Origin of the sequence: Streptomyces sp. NPDC021100 (assembly GCF_044333095.1) — a bacterium.
In the GTDB taxonomy this organism is placed as follows: Bacteria; Actinomycetota; Actinomycetes; order Streptomycetales; family Streptomycetaceae; genus Streptomyces.
In genome coordinates, this window is sequence record NZ_JBIRQH010000020.1 from 1 (window position 1) to 17,344 (window position 17,344).

Annotated in this window: 7 protein-coding genes; 5 read left to right on the forward strand and 2 right to left on the reverse strand. The window is 66.6% G+C overall.

Features of this window, described 5'->3' with window-relative positions:
- Positions 1-59: 59 nt before the first annotated feature.
- The 5 genes from pglX to ACH4PU_RS28700 are packed head-to-tail and all read left to right on the forward strand — an operon-like array spanning position 60 to position 12,999.
- Positions 60-2,870 (forward strand): BREX-2 system adenine-specific DNA-methyltransferase PglX, encoded by a 2,811-nt coding sequence (pglX, locus tag ACH4PU_RS28680; RefSeq protein ID WP_398278125.1) that lies wholly within the window; start codon positions 60-62, stop codon positions 2,868-2,870.
- Positions 2,863-6,771 carry a PglY protein gene (locus ACH4PU_RS28685; protein ID WP_398278128.1) on the forward strand — a complete coding sequence of 1,303 codons (3,909 nt, stop codon included), beginning with the start codon at positions 2,863-2,865 and terminating at the stop codon, positions 6,769-6,771. The genes pglX and ACH4PU_RS28685 overlap by 8 nt, the downstream gene beginning before the upstream one ends.
- Positions 6,772-6,782: 11 nt before the next feature.
- Positions 6,783-9,545 (forward strand): BREX-2 system phosphatase PglZ, encoded by a 2,763-nt coding sequence (pglZ, locus tag ACH4PU_RS28690; protein ID WP_398278131.1) that lies wholly within the window; start codon positions 6,783-6,785, stop codon positions 9,543-9,545.
- Positions 9,542-10,870, forward strand: coding sequence for a BREX system ATP-binding protein BrxD (brxD, locus tag ACH4PU_RS28695; protein WP_398278134.1), 1,329 nt, complete (start codon positions 9,542-9,544; stop codon positions 10,868-10,870). The genes pglZ and brxD overlap by 4 nt, the downstream gene beginning before the upstream one ends.
- Complete coding sequence (locus ACH4PU_RS28700; RefSeq protein ID WP_398278137.1) at positions 10,867-12,999, forward strand: DEAD/DEAH box helicase; 2,133 nt, start codon at positions 10,867-10,869, stop codon at positions 12,997-12,999. Before brxD ends, ACH4PU_RS28700 begins: the two co-directional genes overlap by 4 nt.
- An 877-nt stretch (positions 13,000-13,876) precedes the next feature.
- On the opposite strand, the gene ACH4PU_RS28705 is transcribed toward ACH4PU_RS28700, so the two are convergent.
- Together ACH4PU_RS28705 and ACH4PU_RS28710 are read right to left on the reverse strand one after the other, a co-directional pair.
- Positions 13,877-15,193, reverse strand: coding sequence for a class I SAM-dependent RNA methyltransferase (locus tag ACH4PU_RS28705; protein ID WP_398278140.1), 1,317 nt, complete (start codon positions 15,191-15,193; stop codon positions 13,877-13,879).
- Between the two features lie 94 nt (positions 15,194-15,287).
- Positions 15,288-17,342: an APC family permease gene (locus ACH4PU_RS28710; RefSeq protein ID WP_398278143.1), complete on the reverse strand. Its 2,055-nt coding sequence runs from the start codon at positions 17,340-17,342 to the stop codon at positions 15,288-15,290.
- Between the last annotated feature and the right edge of the window lie 2 nt (positions 17,343-17,344).

A 17,344-nucleotide genomic window follows, 5' to 3' on the forward strand; every position in this document is an offset into this window, starting at 1 on the left:
TCCGCGATCTCCCACAACCCGTCCGGAACAATCCAGTCCCACGTTCCCCGCCCCATGCTGTGAACAACGACGCCTCACCACATAGGACACGCTCTAAGGCAGCAGGTAGGCGACGCCTGGAATCACTGGGGGCATTTCCGATCAACATCGCGGTAGGCGACTCGCTACTACATGGTCGGGACGCAGGAGCCGCAGGCGATGACCTATTCTCACCCCGCGACCATTTCCAGTACGGACCAGAGGACGTCGACAGTTTTGTCGAAAACTGCGACCTGCTAGGGCGGGGCACCTATCACGTAGTGGTTGGAAACCCACCATATATCCCCGTTGAAGACGAGAAGGAAAACGAGAACTACCGCACTGCGTACGAAACTTGTTCCGGCAATTATCACCTGTCCGTCCCATTCGCTCAGCGAATCTTTGAGTTGGCAGTCAGAACCAGCGGTTCAAACCGGCAAGCTGGTTTCACGGGACAAATCACGGCCAATGGCTTCATGAAGCGCGATTTCGGCAGGAAGCTTATCTCTTGGTTCCACCAGACCGTTGATTTGACTCACGTAATCGACACCTCAGGCGCCCACATCCCTGGTCACGGAACACCGACAGTTATCCTAGTTGGCCGTAACCGAATCGCCTATCAGGGAGAACGAACACGCGTCGCTCTAGGAATTCAGGATGAGCCGAATCAGCCAGAAGAAGCAGCTGAAGGTTTCGTCTGGAACGCGATCAAGACGCAACTAAATGAACCCGGCAGCGATTCTCCTTGGATTAGCGTAGAAGATTTTCCACGCGATCGACTAGCCAACCACCCCTGGTCGTTGGCTGGCGGCGGCGCCGCCGACCTTGTTGCGCGACTAAACCTAACCAAGGTGAAATTGAAGAGTAGAAGCCAGGCAATCGGTCGCACGACAGATGCAGGCGAAGAGGCCGCCTGGCTCCTTCCCGACATTCAGACGGCAAAGCGCCTAGGCGAGGAGAAGTACATCAAGACACTTGTGACGGGTGAATTCGTCCGCGACTTCCTGGCAACTTCTTCCACATTGATCAGAGTTCCTTACGTTGACGACGCTCAAACCATTCCAGTAGCAGACGACCACTGGCTACCCACCCGGCCCCTCTGGACACAGCGAACTAGGCTCCGAATCAGGGAGACATTCGGAAAGACGCTCGCAGATAAAGGCCGCCCATGGTACGAACACATGGAGAACTACGCAGCAAAGCTTCAAAGCCCACTGTCGCTCACATTCTCCGACATCTCCACGCACTTCCATTGCACCCTAGTCAAAGGGCAGAAGCTATTCAATCGCTCAGCCCCCGTAATTAAGCTCAAGACCACAGAGATCGAAGACCACTTCCCGTTTGTCGGGATTTTGAATAGCTCCACTGTATGCTTCTGGCTCAAACAAGTCAGCCAGCCAAAAGCCGGGGGAGGAATCGGTCGCGGTATCCAGGACGAGCCTTGGGAGGAGCGATATCAGTTCACAGCTGGAAAAGTAGAGAAATTGCCACTTCCAGAGGTACTGCCGAGCATGCTTGGCCGCTCCCTGGACTCCCTAGCCCAAAAACTCGCCGCCCACGAACCCTCCGCCGTCTGCACCACCGACGAGCCCCCCACCCGCTCCCGCCTCGACTCAGCCCATGACACTTGGACCCATACACGCCAGCTAATGATCGCCCTCCAGGAGGAACTGGACTGGGAGGTCTACCACTCCTACGGGCTGCTCACCGACGCCGAGAAGACTCGCCTCACCGCCCCCTCCCCCGAGCCCACAACCATCCCCCAAGTGAGGCTCGGAGAGCGAGCGTTCGAGATTGTGCTCGCCCGCAAGCAAGCCGCCGGCGAGCTCGAAACCGCCTGGTTCGACCGCCACGGCTCCACGCCCATCACCGAGATCCCCGCCCACTGGCCCGACTGGTACCAGGACATCGTCCAGGCCCGCATCGACACCATCACCTCCCGCCGCGACATCGCCCTGATCGAGCGCCCCGAGTGCAAGCGGCGTTGGTCCATCGACCCCTGGGAGAAGCGGGAGAAGGCGGCCCTTCGTACGTGGCTGCTCGACCGGTGCGAGGACAAGTCGCTCTGGTTCCACGTCCTCAACGACTTCGAGCAGCCCCGCACCCTCACCGTCGGCCAGCTCGCCGACGAACTTGAGAAGCAACCGGACGCCAAGGCGATCATCAACACCGCCTCCCTCTACGCCGCCCACCTCGGCAAGCCGAACCTCTCCCTCACCCAGGTTCTCCAGGACGTGGTCGACGCCGAGCACGTCCCGTACCTCGCCGCGTACCGCTACAAGGACACCGGCCTGCGCAAGCGTGCGCAATGGGAGGACGTCTGGGAGCAGCAGCGCGAGGAAGACCGGACCGGCGAGCGCCGCAACATCCCCGTGCCGCCGAAGTACACCTCCGCGGACTTCCAGAAGCAGTCCTACTGGTCCAACCGCGGGAAGCTGGACGTACCCAAGGAGCGGTTCATCTCCTACCCGGACGCGAGTCCGGGCTCCGATCCGACCCTTCTCCTCGGCTGGGCCGGCTGGGACCAGCGTGGCCAGGCCACCGCCCTGCTGAACATCATCAGCGAACGCCGCGAACAGCAGGACTGGTCCGGCGAGCGGCTCGTACCGCTGCTCGCCGGGATCAACGAGCTGATGCCGTGGTTGCGGCAGTGGTTCGGCGAGGTGGACGACGAGTGGGGCGAGGAGTCCGCCGCAGAGGAGTTCCAGAGCTTCCTGGACGGCGAGTTGGCGCGGGATCGGCTCACCCCGGCAGCACTCACTACATGGCGTCCGGCGAAGAAGACCCGGGCACGCAAGACAACGACAACAACAAAGACGGCCAAGAAGAAGGCGGCGGAAGACGATGAGTAGCGGCAACGGCGACCTCTACCTCCGGTACGTACTCGACCTGCCCGAGTCCGTACTCGCCGGCTCTTTCAAGGTCGAGCTGTCCGGCGGCTTCGACGCCACCGCCGAACGCGTGCGCGAGTACGTGGTCACCCCGCAGTTGGAGCAATCCCTTCGCAAGGCCCTCAAGATCGTCGAGGCGTCCGTAAGGGCAGGGTCGTCCGATGCCGCGTACCTGCACGGATCCTTCGGCTCCGGCAAGAGCCACTTCATGACCGTGTTGTACGCGATCCTCTCCAACGATCCGGCCGCCCGCACCAAGCCGACACTCCAGCCGATTATCGCGGACCATAACGCGTGGCTGCGGGATCGGAAGTTCCTGATGGTGCCGTTCCACCTGGTCGGTGCAACCGACCTCGATTCGGCGATCCTCGGTGGGTATGTCCGCACGGTCCAGCGTTTGCACCCGGACGCGCCCGTACCGCCGGTCTACCGGGCGGACGCGATGTTCGACGACGCCCGCCGCCAGCGGGAATTCTTCTCCGACGACACGGAGTTCGTCCGCTGGCTCGGCAACCCCGCGCTGCCGAAGGAGACGAATGCCCAACCCCAGCAGGCCGCCGATGACGAAGACGATCTGATCAACCTCGACATCAAGGAGGCTCCCCAGGTCTGGACGCCGGCACTCCTCGACGAGGCCTTCGCCGCCGCCCCCGGCGAGAAGGTCCGCAACTGGCTGGCGTCCGCGCTGCTTTCCGGCCCGTACTCCTCGTACTCCCTCAGTGCGATCGGCGCGAAGAATGCGTTCCTGCCGCTTGAGAACGGTCTCGACATCGTCAGCCGGCACGCCAAGTCCCTTGGCTACGACGGGCTTATCCTCTTCCTCGACGAGCTGATCCTCTGGCTGCAGGCGCATCTGCGTGAGCGGACCTTCGTCAATGACGAGGTGAACAAGCTCGTCAAGCTGATCGAGTCGGGTACGGGTGGCCGCGCACTGCCGGTCATCTCGTTCATCTCCCGTCAGCGCGACCTCTCCGAGCTGATCGGCTCGGATGCGGTCGGCGCTGACGCCAAGAACCTGGAACAACAGGTCAAGTACCTGGCGGGCCGCATCGATCCGATCAACCTGGAGGACCGCAACCTCCCGGAGATCATCAAGGAGCGGGTCCTCAAGCCGAAGGACGACGCCGCCAAGGCCGCGCTCGAAGCCGCCTTCGCCCGGGTCGAGACGTCCAACCAATCGGTACGGGACGTGCTGCTCGACGCCAACGGCGCCACCCACGCGGACTGGGCCGACTTCAAGGCGCTGTACCCGGTCTCGCCCGTCCTCCTCAATGTCCTGGTCGCGCTCTCCGGTGCGCTCCAGCGCGAGCGCACCGGCCTCAAGCTGCTCCAGCAGATGCTCTACAAGCGGCGCGAGGACATGAAGGTCGGTGAGCTGATCCCGCTGGGCGACCTGTGGGATGTGCTGGCCGAGGGGATGGGTGAGGCCTTCACCGACCGGCTGCGCAGCGAGGCCGACGCGGCGACTCGCTTCCACGGCAAGGTCAAGGACCACCTCCTCCAGAAGTACGGTTCGGCGGACGACCCCAAGTACAAAGCCGACGACCGCTTCGTCAAGACGATGCTGCTCGCCTACCTCGCGCCCGAGGTGCCGGCTCTCTCTCGCCTCACCGGGCCACGCCTCGCCGCCCTGAACCACGGCTCGATCCGCTCCCGCACCGGCCAGGAGGACCGGATCGTGGTCAAGCGCATGCAGGAGCTCCAGGCCGAGTTCCCCGGTGACCTGCGCAGCGACGGCAACGACGCGAACCCGGTATTCACGCTGCATCTGTCCGATCTGGACGTGGAGCCGATCCTGGACAGTGTCGGCGAGAAGGACACGCACGGCGCCCGCAAGCGGTGGGTGCAGGAATGGTTGTGGCGCGAGCTGGGCGTCACCGACAACGGCGGCTTCGTGGCCGACCGCGAGATCGTCTGGCACGGTACGCGGCGCATGGCCGAGTTCGTCTTCGAGAACGTGAGCGATCCCCAGATCCTGCCCGACGCACAGTTCGAACCGTCCTCGCCGGACCGGATCCGGTTCATCATCGACTACCCCTTCGACGAAAACGAAGACGGCCAGCCCAGCGCGGACGAGAATCGAGTCTTCCGCCTGCAGCGGGAAAAGCCCGATGCGGCGACCATCGTCTGGCTGCCGTCTTTCCTCTCCGCCCAACGAGGTGCCCAGCTCGGCCGGCTCCTGAAGATCAACTACCTGCTCGGCAGGGACCGGCTGAAGGACTTCGCGACCCACCTGTCATCCGACGACCAGGTACGGGTCAGGCATCAGTTGGAGGCACAGCGCGAGACCCTCGTCTCACAGCTGGGCCAGGTACTGCACCAGGCGTACGGAATCGCCAAGGCCAATGAAACCGACCTCGGCGCCCAGGTGACCGAGGGCAGGCACGTCCACTCGTTGTACGCCGGGCACACTCCGCAGCTCCAAGGCGGCGGCGTCTTCGAGTACAACCTTCTGAAGCTCGCCGACGGGCTGCTGGACACCCTGTATCCCAAGCACCCGAACTTCGACCGTCAGGAGAGCCGCAAGCCGGTCACTGCCGCGAAGTTCAAGAAGGCGTACGGCTGGATCGCCAAGGCCATGGACGACGGCTCACGCCGGGTCGTGCTCGACAGCGGTGACATAGCGGACGTGACGCGGATCGTGCACGCACTGGAGCTGGGTGAGGTGCACGACGGGCCGCTGAACGTCTCCACGGACTGGCGTCGTCACATCGACCAGCAGGCCGGCAAGCACGGGGCCAAGGGCGACTTCTCGGTCGAGGACATCCGCGTCTGGATCGCCGAGCTCGGCTGGACGGGAATGGACAAGCTGGTATCCAATCTCGTGATCGCCACATACGCACTGCTCTCGGACCGTTCCTGGATCTACAACGGGCAGGCGGCAGAGGCCCCCGCGCTGGAGCAGATCGGCCCCGGCTGGGCACTGCGGGCCCAGGAGCGGCCCAGCGAGGACGAGTTCACGGCGGCGCACATCCGGGCCGCGGCACTGTTCGGCACGAGTGTCCCGCAGATGCTGTTCGCCCGGAACGTCAATGCACTCGCCACGGACGTCCACACGAAAGCGGCGGAGCGAGAGTCTGCTGTCGACGGGTTGCGGCGAGCACTGACCCGGTTCAGAACCGCCCTCGGCATCAGTGGCGAGGCCCTCAGCGCACGCGAGCAGTCGGTCCGCGACGCGGCCGACCTGCTGGCTCGAATCAAGCAGAACCCGGAGCCGACTCCGCTTACCCGCGCCCTTGCCGCGGCAACGTATGCAAGTACTGATGTCGTGTTGGCCAAGACCATGTCCTCTGCGCAGCGTGTACTGGATGTTCTCGAGAGCACCGACTGGGATCTCACCGAGAGTCTTCGGCAGTACACGGAGCGTGGGGATGATCTCGCGGACCGGTCCAAGCTGTTGCTCGAGGAAATCTCGGAGGCAGCGGCATCCGACGAGTTCGACACCGAACTCGCCCCGGTGCTGCGCAGTGCGCGCAGTCAGGCCGTATCGATGATCAACGAGGCAGCGCGTCGCAGCGTAGTGGCGCCCATCCCACCCACGCCGCCCTCGCCAGAGAAGCCCGTGATGGTATCACTCCCTGCCGAGGCAGACGACGAAAACATCGAACCGGTCAAAACGGCCGAACAACCGAAGCCGAAGCCCAGTACTCCGGTCGCTCCAGCTGCCCCTCACCGTGCACGTCGGGTTCTGGCGGGCCCCACGACTGCGTTGGAGACGGCCCTCAGCCAGGCCCTCAACGCGATACAGGAGGAGATCCACAACTACGCGGCCGCACACCCCGGTGTCGAGATCGAGATCCGGTGGCAGGTATCACACGCCGAGCAGGGCCACGACATGCGAGCGCACGGCGGCGAGTGCTGATGGGAGCCACGGTGCCCGAGCTCGACCAGCGGGTCATCACCGGACTTCTGACCACTCGGCTGGCCCACACCAAGGGCCGGCGGCTGGTACTGGTGCACGGCAAGTACGTGGTTGGAGGGCCACAGGAATTCACCGTGCCGGCCGGCGAAGGCGAACGGCGCAAGGTCCGGGTCGAGCACACTACTTCGGTGCTCGGCATCACCGACGCCTGGCAGGCCCATCTGGGTACCGAGGGTTCGGACCTGTTGGTGCTCACCACTGATGTGTCCGGCGATCGGATCAGTCTGGACCTGCTGGGCGAGATGGTGCGCTCGCAGATCATCGCCGTCGACGAGGCCGACATCGTCAAGCAGCTTTTCGGCGCCGCCGACCTCGACCCGCGTATGCGACGCGACCCCTGGCTCTGGCTGCCCGGCGCACTGATCGCCGCCGAACCGGACGGCGGCTGGCCCCAGCGTGGGGCCGTGCTCACCCTGGACGCGGCGATGCGCGCCCTCGTCGGAGTACGTCTCGGGCTCGAAGGCGTCTTCGAGGGCGAGGCGTCGGTGGATGTCGATGCGCTGCTGGCCTGGTCCCGCACGCCCGGCGGGCCACAACGTTTCGCGGCGCTGCCGGAGGCCGAACAGCACGGCATCGCCGAGTGGCTGGCGCAGAACGCAGGCGAGGCTGCGCCAGTGCTCCTACGGCTCGCGCTCAACGGCCGCGGCGCCGAGGCCACGGCGTTGGGTGTACTTGCCTCGGTCATGAACGAGGGTGCCGCGTCGGCCGATGCGGCCGTCGCCCTGGGCTCCGTCTTTGGTATGGGTTCACGCCCGTCCGAACTACGCGCCTATGCGAGGGCAGTGGAAGGCACGCTCATCCGATGGATCGGTGAGGCGACTGGACGGGGGGCGCAGAGCGAGGAGGCGCGGCAGCGGGTTCTCGACGTACTGCGTCAGGCCGATCAACTGGCCTCGGCGGCCCATCTGTCTGCCGCGCTCGCCGACAATCCTTTTCTCCCCTCCGGTTTCCAAGCACGGCTGCGTCGGCTGGCCGAGGCATTGGCCCAGGAACCCCACGCCGCTCATTCCGCCTGGGAACATGTACGAGAACATCACCTTGCCGCTGTTCTCTATGCGAAACGGATCGAGCTGGCGCGCATGGCCGTACGGCTGAAGCACTGGCTGAACACACCCGAGCCGGTGGTGTCCTCGGTCGACCAGGCTGTGCACGCGCATGTCGCCGACTGGGGGTGGGTGGACCGGGCACTGGCACAGCTGTGGGTGGGAGACGACGACGCCGAACCGGTACTGGCTCAGGCCTACCGCACCGTTCACGACGCGGCGCGGCGGCGGCGGGCGACTCTCGACGAAGCCTTCGCGGCCGAGCTCGAGCCGTGGGCGCAGCACGCCAGCGCGGAGCGACCCGGTGGGGCGCTGCTCATCGAGGACGTGTTGGAAAAGATTGCCGTTAAGTTGGCGACGAAGCGACCGCCGCTGGTCCTTGTACTGGACGGGATGAGCAGCGCGGTCGCGGCGCAGCTCGGTGAAGAGTTGACTAGTGCGGGCCGGTGGAGCGAGCTGTCCGGCGACGGGCGGCGGGCCGCTGCCGTATCCCTGATCCCGTCGGTGACTGCCATCAACCGGGCGGCTCTGCTGTGCGGACGCCCGGTATCGGGCGGGCAGACTGTGGAGAAGGAGGGGTTCGTTGATTTCTGGAGGCAGCATCGGCGTTCGGCCGGCCTCTTCCACCAGAACGAGATTGCGGGTCCTGCGGGACAGTTGCTCGACCAGCGGCTGGTCGAAGCCATCGCATCGGATGCCGTGGTCGGTGTCGTGCTGAACACCATCGAGGACGACCTCGACTACGTCCAGCAGAGCTCGCCGGCCGACTGGCCGGTGAGCCGAGTGAAGTACCTCACCGAGCTGCTCAACTCGGCGCGTGGGCAGGGACGTCCAGTGGTACTCGTGTCCGATCACGGGCATGTACTGGACCGGGCGAGGCCCGACGCAGTACCAGTGTCGGCCGAGGGGGTGGAGTCGGCCCGCTGGCGTACAGGGACGGCTACCGGTGAGGGAGAGATCGTGCTGGCAGGCCCCCGCGTGTTGGAGAACGACGGTCGGGTCATCGTCCCCTGGTCGGAAGAGATCCGCTATACCCCACGTAAGGCCGGCTACCACGGCGGCGCCGCACTTGCCGAGATGACGGTACCCGTACTGGTCCTGACTCCGTCGATCGACCTGGCACCCGCCGGATGGGCCGAGCTACCGCGAGAGTCGGTCCAGCCGCCATGGTGGGAAGCCCAAGGCTCCCCGGCACCGTTGGAGGCTCCCAGCGCCACGAAGCCCGCGCGGAAGGTCCCACCCGCAAAACCGAATACACGGCCCGAGGGGGATGAGCGCTCCGCCGACGACGCGGTCGGAACCCCTCCGACCAAGCCCGCACCCACCGAGCCCCCGGCCCCGGTCACGCTAGGCCGTCAGGTCGTGGCCACCAAGCTCTACGAAGATCAGGGGAGGTTTGTGCGCAGGGCCCCGGACCGCAAGGTGGTGGCCGCTGTCATCGACGCACTCGACTCATCGGGTGGCACGCTCTCACTCGCGGCAGTCGCCGGAGCCGCCGTCGCTTCGGGGGGACGCACCAACACCCGTCCGGAAGGCCTCGTCACCATGCTGACCCGGCTGCTGAACATCGAGGGCTATGAAGTCATCAGCCTGATCGACTCGCGGACCCGGGTCCGGCTCAACCGCGACACACTGCGCGAGCAGTTCGAACTGCCCAGGGAGAACGCATGAGCGGCGCGTCCGTCAGCGCAGCCCGCCGCCGCGAGGTCATCGACGCGCTGCGGCGCGGAACCGTGCCGCAGTCGGGTCTCGACCTCTTCGCTGTCGGGCTGGACCGTTTCGCTCCCGCCCTGGACGAGCGGATCGCCACGATTTCGACGGGCAGTGCGGCCTTCCATGCCATTCGCGGCGAGTACGGATCCGGCAAGACCTTCTTCGCCCGCTGGCTCGCCGAACGGGCGAAGCGGGCGGGGCTCGCCACCGCAGAGATTCAGATCTCGGAGACAGAGACGCCTCTGCACAGACTGGAAACCGTCTACCGACGGCTCACCGAGCGGCTGACCACGGCCACCGAGCCTGCCAGTGCCCTGCGATCGGTGATCGATGGCTGGTTCTACACCCTCGAAGAAGAAGTGACCGAGGCGCAGCCTGAACTCACCGAGAACCTCGCGGCGTTGGAGGCTGCGGTCGAGACGCTGTTGGAGGAGCGGCTCCGTGGCGTCGCCCAGACCACTCCCGCCTTCTCCGCCGCCCTGCGCGGCTATCGCAAAGCCACGCTGGACGGGGACGCCGCCACAGCCGAAGCCGTCATCGCCTGGCTGGGCGGCCAGAGGTCGGTCGCCGCCGCCGCGCGCCGTGCCGCAGGGGTGCGCGGAGATCTCGACCACTTCGCGGCACTGGGCTTTCTTCAGGGGCTGCTCACCGTCCTGAAGGACTGTGGGCATCCCGGTCTCCTGCTGATCCTGGATGAGATCGAGACCTTGCAACGGGTGCGGGGAGACGTGCGTGAAAAGGGTCTCAACGCCCTACGACAGCTCCTTGACGAAATCGACGCGGGCCGCTTTCCCGGGCTTTTCCTGGTCATCACCGGCACACCCGCCTTTTACGACGGACAGCAGGGAGTTCAACGCCTGCCTCCGCTGGCCCAGCGGCTGGCGACCGACTTCTCCACCGAACCGCGCTTCGACTCACCGCGGGCGGTCCAGCTGCGACTCACCGGTTTCGATCTCCAACGGCTGTGCGAACTGGGCTGTGTTGTACGTGACTTGTACGCCGAATCGGCCCGGAATCCCGAGCGTATCGCTGCATCTGCCGACGACAAGTACGTGGCGGAGTTGGCCACTGCCATGACAGGAAGGCTTGGCGGGCGGGCCGGCATCGCACCGAGGCTCTTCCTGCGCAAACTCGTCGCGGACGTATTGGACCGGGTGGACGAGTTCGGCGACTTCGACCCGCGCAAGCACTACGCGCTGACCGTCAGCAGCGACGAGCTGAGCGAAGTCGAGCGCAACGCCGCGGCGAACAGCGCCGACGAGATCGAGCTGGAGCTGCCGTGACAGGTGCGCCCGAGCCGCTGGACCGGCTGCATCCCGGGGTCGTACACCACATCGTCAACACCCTGGGCTGGCCCGCCCTTCGCCCGCTCCAAGAAGAGGCGATCGAACCGCTGCTGGGCGGTGCGGATGCGGTACTGCTGGCACCAACAGCGGGAGGCAAGACCGAAGCGGCGTCTTTCCCTCTGTTGTCCAGAATGGCTGCGGAGAACTGGACAGGGACCTCAGTCCTCTACGTATGTCCACTCAAAGCACTGCTTAATAACCTCCTGCCCCGCCTGAATGCGTATGCCTCATGGCTGGGCCGAACCGCAGCACTGTGGCACGGGGATGTCTCGCAGCCACGACGCAAGCGGACCCTGCGGGAGCGGCCGGATATCCTGCTGACCACGCCGGAATCGCTGGAGGCGATGCTGGTCAGCGCCAATGTCGACCATCGAGCCTTCTTCTCCGGGCTACGGGCCATCGTCGTCGACGAGGTGCACGCATTCGCCGGTGACGACCGGGGCTGGCATCTACTGTCCGTGCTCGAACGTCTCGAACGAGTCGTCGGTCGGTCAGTGCAGCGGGTCGGGCTCTCCGCGACGGTGGGCAACCCTGAACAGCTGCTCGCCTGGTTGCAGGGCTCGGGACGCGGCAAACGCGCGGCCTGCGTTGTCGCTCCGCACCTGCGCGAGGAGAATCCAACCCTGCCGCCCCCCGGCGACATCCAGCTCGACTACGTGGGATCCCTGGAGAATGCGGCGACAGTGATCACCTCCCTGCATCGCGGGGAGAAGCGGCTGGTGTTCTGCGAATCGCGTCGGCAGGTCGAAATGCTCGGCGAGAGTCTCCGCTCCAAGGGTGTGACCACATTCCTCTCGCATGCGTCTCTCTCAATGGATGAGCGGAGGCGAGCGGAAGAGGCATTCGCCGATGCGCGAGACTGTGTGATCGTCTCCACCAGCACGCTGGAACTTGGCATCGATGTGGGCGATCTGGATCGTGTCATCCAGATTGACGCACCCGGCACCGTGGCCTCCTTCCTCCAGCGGCTCGGTCGTACCGGCCGGCGCTCGGGTTCCACTCGCAACTGCCTTTTCCTCGCCACCAGCGAGGACGGTTTGCTCGGCGCGGCAGCCCTGCTTCTTCTGTGGTCGCGTGGCTGGGTCGAGCCGGTAGCGGCCCCACCGGAACCCCGGCACATCGTCGCCCAGCAAGTGCTGGCTCTCTGCCTGCAGGAACACCGGGTCGGAGACCGACTCTGGCAGGAGTGGTGGGGCGGGCTCGGCCCCTTCGGTCCCTCCGCCGAACCCATCGTGCGCCATCTGATCGACGAGGGGTTCCTGGAGCGGGACGGCGGAATGCTGTTCATCGGCCCTGAGGCCGAACGCCGCTTCGGCTACCGGCACTTCATGGATCTCACCGCGGTCTTCACCGCACCACCGGAATTCACTGTGCTGGCGGGCCGCAAGGAGATCGGCACCACCAACCCGGCACTGCTGACGGAAGAAGTTGCCGGACCCCGGCGGCTGCTCCTCGCCGGACGGAGCTGGCAGGTGACGTACATCGACTGGTCCCGGCGGCGGTGCTTCGTCGAACTGGTCGAAGGTGGCGGCAAGGCGCGGTGGGGCGGGGCCGGCTCCGGCCGTGCCGCCTCGTACGAGCTGACCCGCTCCGCCCGGGAGATCCTGCTCGGCACCGATCCACCAATCGGCTTGACCCGCCGCGCCGTAGCCGCCCTCGCTCAGGCTCGCGACAACGGCGGGGAGACGGTACACCCGGCCGGAACGGTTGTCATCCGCGGCGGTCGGGACACGAACGTGCGCTGGTGGACCTGGGCCGGCTATCGGGCCAACGTCACCTTGGCTGCCACGCTCTCGGACATTGCCGACCCTCTCCAGCGCCCTACGGACACGTACATCCGGCTCCGCGAAGACGTGACTCCGGACGAGTGGAACCAAGCCAAGGCCGGGGCGACAGGGCAGCTCTGCCTCCCTGCCGTCGACACTCGGGCCGTTCATGGGCTCAAGTTCAGCGCTGCGCTGCCTCAACGGCTTGCAGAGGCCACACTCGCCAGGCGTCTCGCAGATCTTGATGGTGCATCGGCTGTACTCAAAGAAACCTCGAGGTTCATGTCCGCGGGCGATTGAGCTCCTCGAAGGGCAGTACCAGTGCTGGGGTGTGTATGGGCATCGGCGACGTTGAGGCCATCACTGAGGTACTGCCGAGGATCTGCAAAGGAGAATTCACATGCCGCGACGACTGAATGAACGTCAGCTATAGGCCCTGCGTTGGGTCGGCGAAGGCGTCCGGAAGGCGCGTGGGAAGGGACCGCCCACAAGCTCAGCTGCCAAGCGCTACAGAGCCGGGGGCTGGTCAGACTCTCCAAGAAGGGCGGGTAAATGGGCCGCCAGCCTCACGGCCTCCGGTCAACATTTCCTTGACCACGAAAGCTATCCCTCCGACAAACCTCGCGCCAGAGGTAGTGCCCCAGGCCAAAAGGCCGGACCGCCGCCAACCACCATCTCCACCGCGCAGAAGGCCGGCGAGCCGGTAGCCACGCCGACGCCTCCACCGTGCCCGACTCCGGTTTACGCGAGAGGAAGAAGACCATCACGGAGCGGCTCCTGGAGGAGCTCGCGGAGGCGGGAGGTCGGATCGTCAAACGGGAAGCCACCGGCCGGGAGACCGAGAAATGGCCGATCCGCGTGGACGCTGCCCGGAGGTCGGGGGAATTCCCGAAGGCCAAAGAGCTGCACGGAGGCTGGCGCTACGAGGGTTACGAGATCCGACTCGACGGCATTCCCGTCTGGCGCTTGGCCCTGCTCGAGCCCATCCCCGTACCCGCCCGGCTCAGTAGGCCTCATGCGGTTCGCCCTATGTGCCGCCGCCCAGTCTCGTAGTTCTCTCGAATGTGGAGACCGGACAGCGGTTGAGCACAGTTTCCCGCGCAGCGCCCGTGGAAGGCCGTCCCGCCCATGCCTCTGTCCTGCAGAGCCAGAAGCTGGCAGCCAACCAGAACAAGCACTACACCCGCTTCAGGATCGCCACGCACTCCACGTGATGCGTCACCGGAAACAGGTCGAACGCCCGCAGCGTAGCCGGCCGGTAGCCCTCCTCCTCGAAGTACTTGAGGTCGCGGGCGAGGGCGGCCGGGTCGCAGGCTACGTAGGCGATGCGGCGGGCGCCGAGGGTGGACAGGTGGCGGACGGTGGCGCGGCCGGCGCCGGCGCGTGGGGGGTCGAGGACGATGATGTCGGCGCTGTCGATGCGGGTGCGCGGGAGGACGTCCTCGACCTTGCCCTGTTCGATGCGGACGCGGTCGAGGTCCTGGAGGTTGTGGCGGGCGTCCTCGACGGCGCGCTTGGAGGATTCGATGCCGAGGACGGCGCCCTTGTCGCCGACGCGCTCGGCGAGGGCGCCGGCGAAGAGGCCGACGCCGCAGTAGAGGTCGAGGGCCATGTCGCCCTTGCGCGGCATGAGGCCCTGCATCACGGCCTTGACGAGGGTGTCGGCGGCCTGGGGGTGGACCTGCCAGAAGCCGCCCTCGCCGACGCGGTAGGTGCGGCCGTCGGCGCGCTCGCGGACGAAGGGGCGGCCGTGGACGCGGTGGATGCGCTGGTCCTTTTCCCCTACGCGCATCACCGAGACCGGCTTGTCGAGTTCGACGATCGGGAGGCGGCCGCCCGGCTTCGGGGTGAGGACGACCTGGCGGTCGGCCGAGCCCGAGGCGGCGATGGCGTCCACCGAGGCGATCTGCGGCCACTCGCGCTTCTCGATGCCCAGCTCGCTGACGCCCGGGGCCGCGATCAGGCAGTGGTCGATGGGCTGGACCTCGTGCGAGCGGTGCTTGCGCAGGCCCGCGTGGCCCTCGGCGTCGATCGCGTACTGGACGCGGGTGCGCCAGGCGGGGACCTGGCCCGCGGGGACCTTGTCGCCCTCGGCCGGCGCCACGGTGCCGTCCCAGCCGGCCTCCTCGGGCGTCAGGCCCGCGAGGCGCCGCAGCTGCTCGGCGATCACCTCGCCCTTGAGGCGGCGCTGCGCGCCCGGCTTGACGTGCTGCCAGTCGCAGCCGCCGCACTTGCCCGGGCCGGAGAACGGGCAGGGGGCCGGGACGCGGTCCTTCGACGCCTCCAGGACCTCGACGGCGTCCGCGCGCAGGAAGCGCGAGGTCTCCTCGCCCTCGGTGATCCGGGCGATCACACGCTCCCCGGGGAGCGTGTGGCGGACGAACAGGACGCGGCCCGTCTCCGTCCGGGCGACGCAGTGGCCGCCGTGCGCGACCGGGCCGACCTCGACCTCGTACTCCTCGCCGACCAGCGACTTCGTCGGTTCCGTCTGCATGGGGGAAGAGCTCCTGGTCCTGGGGGGTGGGGCGGTGGTACGGCTGGGCAACAGCCGTTCAGTCTACGTCCCGCCGCACCACCCCCCGCACCGGTCACTTCTTCGCCGCGGCCTTTTCCTTCTTCTGCGGCGGGGCGACCGGGCCGCGCCGCACCGCGCCGGGCGCGTTCCACTCGGCGCGCTTGCGGGCGCGGCGGCGGGCGACCTCGGAGGAGTCCAGCTGCCAGGGCACCGAAGTGACCATCACGCCCGGGGTGAAGAGCAGCCGGCCCTTGAGCCGCAGGGCGCTCTGGTTGTGCAGCAGGTGCTCGTACCAGTGGCCCACCACGTACTCGGGGATGTAGACGCTGACCACGTCGCGCGGGCTCTCCTTGCGGAGCGACTTCACGTAGTCGATCACCGGCCGGGTGATCTCGCGGTACGGCGAGTCGAGGATCTTCAGCGGGACGTCGACGCCCCGCTGGTGCCACTCCTCGCGCAGCGCCTTGGTCTCCGCCGGGTCGACGCTGATGCTCAGCGCCTCCAGGGTGTCCGAGCGCATCAGCTTGGCGTAGGCGAGGGCCCGCAGGGTCGGCTTGTGGACCTTGGAGACCAGCACGATGGAGTGCACCCGGGACGGCCGGGCGGCCGCCTCGCCCTGCTCGTCCTCGAGGGCGATCTCGTCGGCGACCCGGTCGTAGTGGCGGCGGATGGCCGTCATCGTCGCGTAGAAGATCACCATGCCGAGCAGGGCGACCCAGGCGCCGTGGGTGAACTTGGTCAGCAGCACGACGACCAGCACCAGGCCGGTCAGGAAGCCGCCGAAGGTGTTGATCGCCCGGGAGCGGACCATGTGGCGGCGCTTGCCGGGGTCGGTCTCGGTCTCCAGGTGCCGGTTCCAGTGCCGGACCATGCCGATCTGGCTCAGCGTGAAGGAGACGAAGACGCCGACGATGTACAGCTGGATCAGCTTGGTGGAGTCGGCCCCGTAGATGTAGGTGAGGACGATGGCGGCGCCGGCCAGCAGCACGATGCCGTTGGAGAACGCCAGCCGGTCGCCGCGGGTGTGCAGCTGGCGCGGCAGGTAGCGGTCCTGGGCGAGGATCGAGCCGAGCAGCGGGAAGCCGTTGTAGGCGGTGTTCGCGGCCAGGAACAGGACCAGCGCGGTGGCGGCCGCCAGCACGACGAAGAGGAACGAGCCGTGGCCGAAGACCGCCTCGGCGACCTGCGAGATCACCGGGTTCTGGGTGTAGCCCTCGCCGAGCGGCTTGCCGTCCTTGAGGAGGTCGCTCGCCGGGTTCTCGGCCATGCGCACGTGCGTGGCCATGGCCAGGGCGATGATGCCGCAGAACATGGTGACGGCGAGGCCGCCCATGAGGGCGAGCGTGGTGGCGGCGTTCTTCGACTTCGGCTTGCGGAAGGCGGGCACGCCGTTGCTGATCGCCTCGACGCCGGTGAGCGCGGCACAGCCGGACGAGAAGGCGCGCAGCAGCAGGAAGACCAGCGCGAAGCCGGCCAGGCCCTGGTGCTCGGCGTTGATGGTGTAGTCGGCGGTGGGCGCCTTCATGGTGTCGCCCATGAACACGCCGCGGACGACGCCCCAGGCGATCAGCAGGAAGACGCCGCCGACGAAGACGTAGGTCGGGATCGCGAAGAGCTTGCCGGACTCCTTGACGCCTCTCAGGTTCATCAGGGTCAGCAGCACGATGACGGCAATGGCGCAGGCCGTCTTGTGCTCGACGACGAACGGGATGGCGGAGCCGAGGTTCTCGATGCCGGAGGCGATGGAGACGGCGACCGTGAGGACGTAGTCGACGAGGAGGGCGCTGGCGACGGTGAGTCCGGCCTTGGGGCCCAGGTTGGTGGTGGCGACCTCGTAGTCGCCGCCGCCGCTCGGGTAGGCGTGGACGTTCTGGCGGTACGAGGCGACCACCGTGAACATCAGCACGACGACCGCGACGGCGATCCATGGGCTGTAGTGGTAGGCCGACACACCTGCCACGGAGAGGACGAGCAGGACCTCGCCCGGCGCGTACGCCACAGAGGAGAGAGGGTCGGACGCGAAGACGGGGAGGGCGATGCGCTTGGGGAGAAGGGTCTCTCCCAGCTTGTCGCTGCGCAGCGCCCGCCCGATCAGGATCCGTTTCGGCAGGTCGGTCAATTTGGACACGC